The organism is Vibrio sp. D401a, from assembly GCF_030248515.1.
GTDB lineage: Bacteria > Pseudomonadota > Gammaproteobacteria > Enterobacterales > Vibrionaceae > Vibrio > Vibrio rotiferianus.
In genome coordinates, this window is the sequence record NZ_JAHGAI010000090.1 from 1 (window position 1) to 10,507 (window position 10,507).

Annotated in this window: 11 protein-coding genes and 2 tRNA genes; 7 read left to right on the forward strand and 6 right to left on the reverse strand. The window is 46.2% G+C overall.

Translation table 11 applies throughout. The features are described 5' to 3' along the window. Positions 1-143: 143 nt before the first annotated feature. The 6 genes from kdsA to hemA are packed head-to-tail and all read right to left on the reverse strand — an operon-like array spanning position 144 to position 5,522. Positions 144-995, reverse strand: coding sequence for a 3-deoxy-8-phosphooctulonate synthase (gene kdsA / locus KIV41_RS24430; protein ID WP_285337834.1), 852 nt, complete (start codon positions 993-995; stop codon positions 144-146). A gap of 52 nt (positions 996-1,047) precedes the next feature. Continuing rightward, positions 1,048-1,857 carry a SirB1 family protein gene (locus tag KIV41_RS24435; RefSeq protein ID WP_285337835.1) on the reverse strand — a complete coding sequence of 270 codons (810 nt, stop codon included), beginning with the start codon at positions 1,855-1,857 and terminating at the stop codon, positions 1,048-1,050. A 5-nt stretch (positions 1,858-1,862) separates the two neighbouring features. After that, positions 1,863-2,246, reverse strand: coding sequence for a SirB2 family protein (locus KIV41_RS24440; RefSeq protein WP_010446496.1), 384 nt, complete (start codon positions 2,244-2,246; stop codon positions 1,863-1,865). Between the two features lie 40 nt (positions 2,247-2,286). Next, positions 2,287-3,144, reverse strand: coding sequence for a peptide chain release factor N(5)-glutamine methyltransferase (gene prmC / locus KIV41_RS24445; RefSeq protein WP_045385312.1), 858 nt, complete (start codon positions 3,142-3,144; stop codon positions 2,287-2,289). A 3-nt stretch (positions 3,145-3,147) separates the two neighbouring features. After that, complete coding sequence (prfA, locus tag KIV41_RS24450) at positions 3,148-4,236, reverse strand: peptide chain release factor 1 (RefSeq protein WP_038885386.1); 1,089 nt, start codon at positions 4,234-4,236, stop codon at positions 3,148-3,150. Between the two features lie 29 nt (positions 4,237-4,265). Then, entirely contained in the window at positions 4,266-5,522 is a 1,257-nt protein-coding gene (gene hemA / locus KIV41_RS24455) for a glutamyl-tRNA reductase (protein WP_038885385.1), read from the reverse strand. A 134-nt stretch (positions 5,523-5,656) separates the two neighbouring features. Between hemA and lolB the strand changes: the two genes are divergently transcribed. The 7 genes from lolB (at position 5,657) to KIV41_RS24490 (ending at position 10,467) form a co-directional block, all read left to right on the forward strand. After that, positions 5,657-6,295 (forward strand): lipoprotein insertase outer membrane protein LolB, encoded by a 639-nt coding sequence (gene lolB, locus KIV41_RS24460; protein WP_081641200.1) that lies wholly within the window; start codon positions 5,657-5,659, stop codon positions 6,293-6,295. Continuing rightward, on the forward strand, positions 6,292-7,164 hold the full coding sequence (ispE, locus tag KIV41_RS24465) for a 4-(cytidine 5'-diphospho)-2-C-methyl-D-erythritol kinase (RefSeq protein ID WP_171052053.1): 873 nt from the start codon (positions 6,292-6,294) through the stop codon (positions 7,162-7,164). Before lolB ends, ispE begins: the two co-directional genes overlap by 4 nt. Before the next feature lie 28 nt (positions 7,165-7,192). Next, the gene (locus tag KIV41_RS24470) at positions 7,193-8,137 is read left to right on the forward strand and encodes a ribose-phosphate pyrophosphokinase (protein ID WP_010446481.1); all 945 of its coding nucleotides are present in this window, start codon (positions 7,193-7,195) and stop codon (positions 8,135-8,137) included. Between the two features lie 151 nt (positions 8,138-8,288). Then, positions 8,289-8,879, forward strand: a complete 591-nt coding sequence (gene pth, locus KIV41_RS24475) for an aminoacyl-tRNA hydrolase (RefSeq protein WP_005438598.1) — start codon at positions 8,289-8,291, stop codon at positions 8,877-8,879. A 10-nt stretch (positions 8,880-8,889) separates the two neighbouring features. Then, positions 8,890-9,981, forward strand: coding sequence for a redox-regulated ATPase YchF (gene ychF, locus KIV41_RS24480; RefSeq protein ID WP_038885382.1), 1,092 nt, complete (start codon positions 8,890-8,892; stop codon positions 9,979-9,981). A 285-nt stretch (positions 9,982-10,266) separates the two neighbouring features. Continuing rightward, positions 10,267-10,343: transfer RNA gene (locus tag KIV41_RS24485), tRNA-Met, on the forward strand. A gap of 39 nt (positions 10,344-10,382) precedes the next feature. Continuing rightward, a tRNA-Leu gene (locus KIV41_RS24490) sits at positions 10,383-10,467 on the forward strand. Positions 10,468-10,507: the final 40 nt, after the last annotated feature.

The window sequence follows — 10,507 nt, forward strand, 5'->3', positions numbered from 1 at the left end:
GCGAGAAGCGAGAAGCGAGAAGCGAGAAGCGAGAAGCGAGAAGCGAGAAGCGAGAAAAGGATAGTGAAGCAGAATCAATGTGTCGATACAAAAATGGCCAGCACACAGGCTGACCATTTCATTTAAACATTCACAACAACCGATTATTTGATATCGATGTCTGCAAAGCTCTTGATTAGATCGTCTAGTGATTTCATTTGCGCTAGGAACGGCTCTAGTTTGTCTAGCGGCAGCGCAGATGGGCCATCACAACGTGCTTGATCTGGGTTCGGGTGCGCTTCGATAAATAGACCTGCAATACCTGTTGCTAGACCTGCTTTCGCCAGTTCAACAGTCTGCTCACGACGACCGCCTGATGCCGCGCCCGATGGATCACGCATTTGTAGTGAGTGCGTTACGTCAAAGATGATTGGGCTGCCTTTCGATGCGTTTTTCATCACACCAAAGCCAAGCATATCAACCACTAGGTTGTCGTAACCGTAGCAAGAACCGCGCTCACAAAGGATGATGTTTTCGTTACCACACTCTGCAAACTTCTCAACGATGTTACCCACTTGACCAGGGCTCATGAACTGAGGTTTCTTAACATTAATCACCGCACCTGTTTTCGCCATTGCTTCAACAAGGTCAGTTTGACGAGCTAGGAATGCTGGAAGTTGGATAACGTCAACCACGTCTGCGACTGGTTGAGCTTGCTCTTCAGTGTGAACATCAGTGATGATCTTCACGCCGAACGTGTCTTTCAGCTCTTGGAAGATTTTCATGCCTTCTTCCAGACCAGGACCACGGTATGAGTGAACAGAACTGCGGTTCGCTTTGTCGAACGACGCCTTAAACACGTATGGGATACCAAGTTTGTCCGTTACTTTTACGTAGTGCTCACAGATCTGCATAGCAAGATCACGAGACTCAAGAACGTTCATACCTGCAAATAGGGTGAATGGCTTGTCGTTAGCAACTTGAATGTCGCCAATATTAACGATTTTCTGTTCCATTTTGATTCTCTTTTATCTGTCTTCGACATGCCGTTCGAGCATGCCGATAAAATTAGTGAAGCGTAACGTGCTTTTCGCTCATGGCGTTAACTTGTGATTTTAGTAGCTCTGATGCCGGATCATCTGGGCATTGGTCAATAAAGTACTGAAAATCAGACACCGCTACCTGATGGCAATCCAACTGCTGGAAGATAAAACCACGGTCACGAATCTCGTATGGGTCATCAGGGACAAACGTCAACGCAAGATTGGTACAGCGCAGCGCCAATGTGTAACGCTCTTCACGTAGCATGGCGCTCTTAATCAACGCCAACCAACGACCAATCACAGTCGGGTTGTCCGCTTCTTCAAAGTGTTCTGGCTTTAATGTTGCCAGCGGGCCTTCTTGACCAATCAACCAAGCTTGGAGGATTTTCTCACCGACATACTCACCGTTAAACGGGTTAATGTAGTCTGGTGTTTTGTGCATCCAATCCACTTTGATCAAGAATTGAGTCGGGAATGTCACCCCTTTCATCGGGAAGCCAAGACGATTGCCCAAGTAAAGCAAGATGGCACCAAGACTGACCGGAATGCCTTTTTTGCGCTCCAACACTTTATCGATAAAGCTGTTGTCAGAGATAAAGTACTCTTGCTCGTCGCCTTTAAAGCCCCACTCATAAAAGAATAAGCGCAGAAACGATTCGAAACGTTGTTCTTCATCCGTCTCGTGAACCAAGATAGCTTCCGCTTCTTTATAAAGGCGTTCTAGCTCTTGCTTTGCCCAATGTACATTGGTGTCTGGGTTTACCGATTGGTTCAGCACCAACGCCCCTTCGACCAATGCCATATTGTCAAAATCTTCGTCAAAAAACTCTAGCATGACGATTACCCAAATAAGTTCGGATTTTTAGATACGGCAATGTTGGCCGCCATCACTAGCCAACCAAGTGCTCCAAAGAAAGCAAATATTCTCAGTAGCTTGTTTTTCGCCATCTTCATTGCGAAGAAGCCAAGAGCAATGTACGCAAGCACACAAGTAATTTTGTTGGTTAGCCATGGTGCTGATTCGGTAAAAGGAATAAAGCCTGTCACCATGATCAAACCAATACCAGACAGCAACAACGCGGTATCAACAATGTGTGGGAAAACTTTCAGGAAGCGATTGTTGCGTTTTGGAGAGTCCATCATCAACAACACAAATCGGATCGATAGTAACATCGCGCTCAATGCGATCGTCACCAAGTGAATATGTTTTAGAGCTACGTACATTTCTCTTCTCTTTTATAAGTTACTGCTGACTTGCTCGTTATTATTGAGGCTTGTAACAACCAAGCGTCACTCGATCATTACCACCGTAGTCTTTTTCCGTGACTACTTGTTCAAAACCAAAGTGAGTCATGATCTCACGGACCGCTTCTCCTTGGTCATAACCATGTTCAAATGCGAGCCACCCACCATCTTCCAAATACTGACGAGCATGGTCAGATATATGACGAATATCCGCTAAGCCATTTTCATCGGCGACAAGCGCTGATTTTGGTTCAAAGCGCACATCCCCTTGAGAAAGATGCGGATCTTTTTCGTCGATATACGGCGGGTTGGAGACAATTAAAGCAAACTTTGTTCCGCTAGCAATAGGTTCAAACCAGCTACCTTGGTCAAACGTCACATTTTTGATGTTTAACTGCGACGCATTGTACTCAGCAAGCTCTTTAGCCTCTTGCTTTAGGTCAACACCCATCACTTGGCGGTTCGGCATCTCAGATGCCAATGCAAGCGCAATCGCACCTGTACCGGTACCCAAATCTAGGATTTTTCCAGTCTGCCCATACGTTTTATCCAGTGCGACTTCAACTAAACGTTCCGTATCTGGTCTTGGTATCAGCGTCGATGGGGAGACTTTAAGTGGCAAAGACCAGAACTCACGCTCACCGATGATATACGCCACCGGCTCGCCCGCAATACGTCGCTCTAAAAGCGCATCAAACTGAGCTTGCTGCTCGGCTTCTAAGGCTTTTTCTGGCCAAGTGAGTAGATAGGTTCTTGGTTTGCCAAGGACATGGCAAAGAAGTACGGCAGCATCAAGGGAAGGCGACTCTTTGCCGCCTTCTGTCAGAATTGCCGTTGCACTTTTCAGTGCTTGCTCAATCGATTGAACTTGGCTCATCGATTAGTTGTTCTCAGCGAGCGCCGCAAGTTGGTCTGCTTGGTGCTCTTGAAGCACTGGATCAATCAAGCTTTGCAGGTCACCTTCCATCACTTCGTTCAAACGGTAGATGGTTAGGTTGATACGGTGGTCAGAAACACGGCCTTGTGGGTAGTTGTAAGTACGGATACGGTCACTACGGTCACCAGAACCCAGTAGGTTACGACGTGTGTCAGACACTTCTGCTGCACGACGTTCTTCTTCCGCTTGAACGATACGAGCAGCAAGTACTGCCATCGCTTTTGCTTTGTTCTTATGCTGTGAACGCTCGTCTTGACACTCTACCACTGTACCTGTTGGTAAGTGGGTAATACGGATTGCAGAATCCGTGGTGTTAACGTGCTGACCACCCGCGCCAGATGCACGGAATGTATCGATTTTTAGGTCTGCCGCTTTAATTTCTGGTAGATCTGCTTCTGGGATTTCCGCCATAACCGCTACGGTACATGCAGAAGTATGAACACGACCTTGAGATTCTGTTGCAGGTACACGTTGTACACGGTGACCGCCTGACTCAAACTTCAGCACGCCGTATGCACCGTCACCGCTCACTTTCGCGATCATCTCTTTGTAACCACCGTGTTCTGCTTCGTTAGAAGACATCACTTCGATGCGCCAGCCACGCTTCTCTGCGTACTTGCTGTACATACGGAACAGGTCACCAGCGAAGATACCCGCTTCATCACCGCCAGCACCAGCTCGAATCTCAAGGAAACAGTTGCGGTCATCGTTTGGATCTTTTGGAAGAAGAAGGATCTGAAGCTCATCAGCTAGACGCTCGATCGCTTCTTTTGCTTCTTTGATTTCTTCCTGCGCCATTTCACGCATTTCTTCGTCATCTTCGTTAGCCATCTCTTCAGCGGCTACAAGATCGTCTTGCGCTTGTTGGTATGCTTGGAAGCACTTAGTAACTTCTTCTAGCTGAGAATACTCTTTTGATAGAGCGCGGAATTTGTCCTGATTTCCAATTACGTCAGGATCACCAAGAAGATGTTGAACTTCTTCGTAACGTTCTACTAGCGTTTCTAGCTTAGTCAGAATTGAGGCTTTCATAGTGTCGTTTTCTTAATAAAAAGCGTGAGTTACAGATCATCCAAACCAAGTGTCTGGCGGATAACCGTTAATTTTGCTGGTTCGCCCTGCTCTGCCGCACTTTGCAGCGCACGAGTCGGAGCGTGAATCAGTTTATTGGTGAGTTTATTGCTAAGCTCGCGCAGTACTTTTTCCGGGTCTGCACCGGTTGCCAGTGATTGCAGGCTTTTACTTAGTAGGTCTTCACGAATCTCGTTGGCAGATTTACGGTAATCACGAATGCTGTCCACTGCTTGGAGTGAACGTAGCCACGTCATAAATGCCGCACTTTCTTCGCTAACGATCGCTTCTGCCTGAATGGCTTCTACTTTACGTTGTTCAATGTTGTTATCGATGATCGACTGTAAGTCATCCACCGAATACAAATAAGCGTCACTTAATTCACCGACCTGCGCTTCCACATCACGTGGAACGGCAATATCTACCAATAGCATTGGCTGATGACGGCGTTGCTTCAACGCAGTCTCGACCATGCCCTTACCAATGATAGGCAAAGGACTCGCTGTCGAGCTAATCACAATGTCTGCTCTAGATAGATGATCTGGAATTTCATTCAAGCTGATCACTTCTGCACCAAACTCTTCAGCCAAACCAAGAGCACGCTCTCGAGTTCGGTTAGCAACAATCATCTTAGTACAGCCATTCGACGCTAAGTGCTTTGCCACCAGTTCGATGGTTTCACCTGCCCCGACTAACAATACCGTGGAGTCAGAAAGTGATTCAAAGATGTGTTTCGCCAGTGTACATGCAGCATACGCCACTGACACCGCATTACCACCAATGTCGGTTTCTGTTCGAACGCGTTTTGCGACTGAAAAAGTCTTTTGAAACAACTTATCAATCGACGCATCCACCGCCTGATGATCACGGGAATCGGAAAACGCTTGTTTTACCTGACCCAAAATCTGAGGCTCACCTAGTACCAGTGAATCAAGGCCGCAAGAAACACGCATCAAGTGCTTAATCGCCGCTTGTTCTTCATGGACATAAAGACTCGGCATCAAGTCTTCTTGACTAACTTGATGGAACTGGGCTAACCAGTCGATAAGCTTATTTCGCGCTCCTTGCTTTACGTCGCAGTACACTTCGGTACGGTTACAGGTTGAAACAATCACACTACCATTAACGGCTTCATGGTCTCTGAGTTGCTCAAGTGCTGGGCCCAGTTTATCGGGTCCGAAAGCCACTTTCTCTCGCAAGTCAACAGACGCTGTATTGTGATTGATTCCAATAGCAAGCAAGGACATCTAACGTGGTATCTCTGAGATCGGTTATAAAATAGGTTCAGAATTTTACTGTAAGCACGCATTTATTGAAAGGGTAAGCCGGATTTGTTTTCCTTCACTCGGCTTTTCAATGCTATAGTTGTGAGCGATTACCGATGAAACTGATTAATAAGCCATCAAACATGACCTTACGCTCCTTTCTCATCTTATTTTTTTCGAGCATTTTGCTCGCGGGTTGTAGTTCTGTCCCTGACAGCATCACTAGCGTAGAGTGGCAAGCACACGAGCAGCGACTCAAAACCATTAATGACTTTCAAGCCACAGGTAAACTTGGCTATATTGCTCCCGACCAAAGACAAAGCCTCAACTTTTATTGGAAGCAATCAACAACATTAAGCCAACTCCGCTTAACTACCGTGCTAGGCCAAACCGCATTAAAGCTCACCATTACTCCGCAAGGCGCGACTGTCGAAACTTATGACGATCAAGTACTCACCGCGCGTAACGCTAATCAACTGATTTACCGTTTAACCGGCTTAATGATGCCTGTTGATCACCTGCCCGACTGGCTACTCGGCTTGCCCACCAACGCTGACTCATTCCAACTTTCATCCACTAACACGTTACAAGTTCTGGATAAACAGATTGGCTTAAACGATTGGAATATCGATTACCAGCGTTACGGTGACATTGAGTGGCATAACCAGACGTTGCCTCTACCAAGTAAACTCAAACTAAGTACGTCTGATGTAAAAATTAATTTAGTGATCACAAAATGGAACATCACCCAATGATCGACCTTTCAACCCGCTGGCCATCACCAGCGAAATTGAATCTCTTTCTTTATATCAATGGTCGCACTGAAAATGGCTACCATGAACTACAAACGCTATTCCAATTCGTCGACCACGGGGATGAACTCACTATCCAAGCGAACAACTCGGGTGAGATCAGCATTTCCCCTGAGATTGAAGGTGTGCCACTGCACGATAACTTGATCTGGAAAGCCGCAACTGCACTTCAGCGTTACGCAAATTGCTCATACGGCGCACATATCGATCTAAATAAGATTTTACCTATGGGCGGCGGAATCGGCGGGGGCTCCTCTAATGCAGCAACGGCGTTAGTCGCCCTTAACTACCTTTGGCAAACCAATCTCAGTGACGATGAACTAGCAGAAATAGGCTTAGCTCTTGGCGCAGATGTGCCTGTATTTGTGCGCGGTTTCGCCGCTTTTGCCGAGGGTGTCGGTGAGAAGCTATCTCCTGCTCATCCAGAAGAGAAATGGTATTTAGTCGTTCGCCCGAACGTTTCTATTGCAACAGCTGACATATTCCGACATCCAGACTTAACTCGAAACACACCAAAACGAGATTTGGAAACGCTTTTGAACGCACCAAGCGTAAACGATTGCGAAAAAATTGTACGAATGCTCTACCCAGAGGTTGATAACCAACTTTCTTGGCTGCTACAATACGCGCCGTCAAGATTGACGGGGACAGGATCTTGCGTATTTGCTGAATTTTCCAGCAAATATGAAGCAGAAGCTATCCTTGCACAACTCTCTGATAAAGTCTCGGCATTTGTCGCTCAAGGGCGCAATGTTTCGCCACTAAAAGAGACTTTGGCTGAATACCAATCAGCCTCACACCGACCTAACTAAAACTGGACGCAAACCCGAGGTTTCCACCGTGCCTGATATGAAGCTATTTGCTGGTAACGCAACACCTGAACTAGCCCAACGTATTGCTGATCGTCTTTACATCTCTCTAGGTGATGCATCTGTTTCTCGCTTTTCTGATGGCGAAGTTGCAGTTCAAATCAATGAGAATGTTCGTGGTAGCGATGTTTTTATCATTCAATCCACTTGTGCACCGACTAACGACAACCTAATGGAACTGGTTGTTATGATTGATGCAATGCGCCGTGCTTCAGCAGGCCGTATCACTGCAGTTATTCCTTACTTCGGCTACGCTCGCCAAGATCGTCGTGTACGTTCTTCTCGTGTGCCAATCACTGCAAAAGTTGTTGCTGATTTCCTATCTAACGTTGGTGTTGACCGCGTTCTGACTATCGACCTACACGCAGAGCAAATTCAAGGCTTCTTCGATGTACCAGTTGATAACATCTTCGGTACACCTGTACTTCTAGAAGACATGCAATCTCGTGGTCTAGAAAACCCTGTTGTGGTTTCTCCTGACCTAGGTGGCGTTGTTCGTGCTCGTGCAACAGCAAAAGCACTAGGTGACATCGACATCGCTATCGTTGATAAGCGTCGTCCACGTGCAAACGTTTCTGAAGTAATGAACCTAATCGGTGACGTTGAAGGTCGTGACTGTGTGATCGTTGATGACATGATCGATACTGGTGGCACACTATGTAAAGCAGCTGAAGCGCTAAAAGAGCGCGGTGCTAAGCGTGTATTCGCTTACGCAACTCACGCTGTATTCTCTGGTAACGCTGCGGACAACATTAAGAACTCTGTTCTTGACCAAGTTATCGTAACTGACTCTATCTCTCTATCTAAAGAGATGGCTGCAACTGGCAAAGTAACCACACTAAGCCTATCTCGCATGCTAGCTGAAGCGATTCGTCGCATCAGCAACGAAGAGTCAATCTCTGCAATGTTCAACTAATCCGAACATTTCAGTTAAACTGATTTCAAAAGCACCCCTCTTTGGGGTGTTTTTTTATTTGTATCGATAGGCAGAAAATCCCTTAGTCGCCCACCGCGAGAATTCTGTGCTATCATACTGCGCTTTTTGAGATTCCAGAGAGATCCTAACCTTGACTCAACCAATCAAACTTCTTGTTGGTCTTGCTAATCCGGGACCAGAATACGCCAAAACTCGTCACAATGCGGGCGCTTGGGTTGTAGAAGAATTAGCTCGCGTTCACAACGTTACCCTAAAGAATGAACCAAAGTTCTTTGGCCTAACAGGACGCATTATGGTCAATGGCCAGGATCTCCGTTTGCTAATCCCAACCACCTTCATGAACCTATCTGGCAAAGCGATCGCAGCACTTGCGAAGTTTTACCAAATTAAGCCAGAAGAGATCATGGTTGCTCACGACGAGCTAGACTTACCGCCAGGTGTCGCTAAGTTTAAGAAAGGTGGCGGTCACGGTGGCCACAATGGCCTGCGTGATACCATTAGCAAACTGGGCAATAACAAAGATTTTTATCGTCTTCGTATCGGCATTGGCCATCCGGGACACAAAGATAAAGTGGCAGGTTTTGTACTAGGCAAAGCTCCAGCGAAAGAGCAAGAGCTACTAGACGCCGCAGCTGACGAATCAGTGCGCTGTCTGGATATCCTAATTAAGGATGGTCTATCAAAAGCACAAAATCGCCTCCACACGTTCAAAGCTGAATAAGGTTACTATCATGGGTTTTAAATGTGGCATCGTTGGTCTACCTAACGTTGGTAAATCAACTCTGTTTAACGCACTAACTAAAGCGGGTATTGAAGCAGCAAACTTCCCGTTCTGTACCATTGAACCAAACACTGGTGTGGTTCCTGTGCCAGATCTACGTCTAGATGCTCTAGCAAAGATCGTTAACCCACAGAAAGTTCTGCCTACCACAATGGAATTCGTAGACATCGCTGGTCTAGTTGCAGGTGCATCTCGTGGTGAAGGTCTAGGTAACAAATTCCTAGCGAACATCCGTGAAACTGACGCAATCGGCCACGTTGTACGTTGTTTTGAAAACGACAACATCGTTCACGTTGCAGGTAAAGTATCTCCAATCGAAGATATTGAAGTTATCAACCTTGAGCTAGCGATGGCTGACCTTGATTCTTGTGAGCGCGCTATCCAGCGTAACGCTAAGAAAGCAAAAGGCGGCGACAAAGACGCGAAATTCGAACTGACGGTTCTAGAAAAACTACTTCCTGTACTAACAGAAGGTGGCATGGCGCGTACTATTGAGCTTGCAAAAGAAGAACTAGCAGCAATTGGCTACCTGAACTTCCTAACGCTAAAACCAACGATGTACATCGCTAACGTGAACGAAGATGGTTTTGAAGACAATGCATACCTAGACGCAGTACGTGAGTTTGCAGCGAAAGAAAACAACGTTGTTGTTCCTGTATGTGCAGCTATCGAATCAGAAATGGCTGAACTAGAAGATGACGAGCGTGAAGAGTTCCTAGCTGACCTTGGTATCGAAGAGCCTGGCCTAAACCGCGTTATCCGCGCAGGTTACGAACTACTGAACCTACAAACTTACTTCACGGCTGGCGTGAAAGAAGTTCGTGCATGGACTATCCCTGTAGGAGCAACAGCACCAAAAGCAGCTGCGAAGATCCACACTGACTTCGAAAAAGGCTTCATCCGCGCTGAAGTTGTTGGTTACGACGATTTCATCCAATTCAACGGTGAAAGCGGCGCGAAAGACGCAGGTAAATGGCGTCTAGAAGGTAAAGAATACATCGTGAAAGATGGCGATGTTATACACTTCCGCTTCAACGTATAATTAAGTGAATGAATTCTAAACACTTCATTTACATAAAAAGCCAGCCATAGTGCTGGCTTTTTTTATGCCATTCATAAATGACAAGAAATTAAGTCTCTTACTGCAAGCCATTTTATTTCCAGTTTTAGATCATAAACGCGCCTCTTTGTTTAAAAAGAAAGCGAACGATGGATTTTGCAGGATTTATTGAAAAAAACTGTTGACGGATCTCACTCAACTTCGCATAATGCGCGCCGTTCCCGACGACAAGGCAACTTAGCGGCGAGAACAAGAAAACATGGTTTTGGCTACGTAGCTCAGCTGGTTAGAGCACATCACTCATAATGATGGGGTCACAGGTTCGAATCCCGTCGTAGCCACCATTCCTAACTGTTCTTTTTATAGTGCTGTTAGGAATAGATGCGGAAGTGGCGGAATTGGTAGACGCACCAGATTTAGGTTCTGGCGCCGCAAGGTGTGAGAGTTCAAGTCTCTCCTTCCGCACCATGTTTTAAGTAGTTTTATAACTACTGCCTGCAGGTCTATC

Bases quoted from the DNA above. Each gene is read 5' to 3' on its own strand.
- KIV41_RS24435 (WP_285337835.1), bottom strand. From the start codon at position 1,857: ATGCTAGAGTTTTTTGACGAAGATTTTGACAATATGGCATTGGTCGAA.
- ispE (WP_171052053.1), top strand. From the start codon at position 6,292: ATGATCGACCTTTCAACCCGCTGGCCATCACCAGCGAAATTGAATCTC.
- lolB (WP_081641200.1), top strand. From the start codon at position 5,657: ATGAAACTGATTAATAAGCCATCAAACATGACCTTACGCTCCTTTCTC.
- prfA (WP_038885386.1), bottom strand. From the start codon at position 4,236: ATGAAAGCCTCAATTCTGACTAAGCTAGAAACGCTAGTAGAACGTTAC.
- prmC (WP_045385312.1), bottom strand. From the start codon at position 3,144: ATGAGCCAAGTTCAATCGATTGAGCAAGCACTGAAAAGTGCAACGGCA.
- ychF (WP_038885382.1), top strand. From the start codon at position 8,890: ATGGGTTTTAAATGTGGCATCGTTGGTCTACCTAACGTTGGTAAATCA.
- KIV41_RS24440 (WP_010446496.1), bottom strand. From the start codon at position 2,246: ATGTACGTAGCTCTAAAACATATTCACTTGGTGACGATCGCATTGAGC.
- kdsA (WP_285337834.1), bottom strand. From the start codon at position 995: ATGGAACAGAAAATCGTTAATATTGGCGACATTCAAGTTGCTAACGAC.
- hemA (WP_038885385.1), bottom strand. From the start codon at position 5,522: ATGTCCTTGCTTGCTATTGGAATCAATCACAATACAGCGTCTGTTGAC.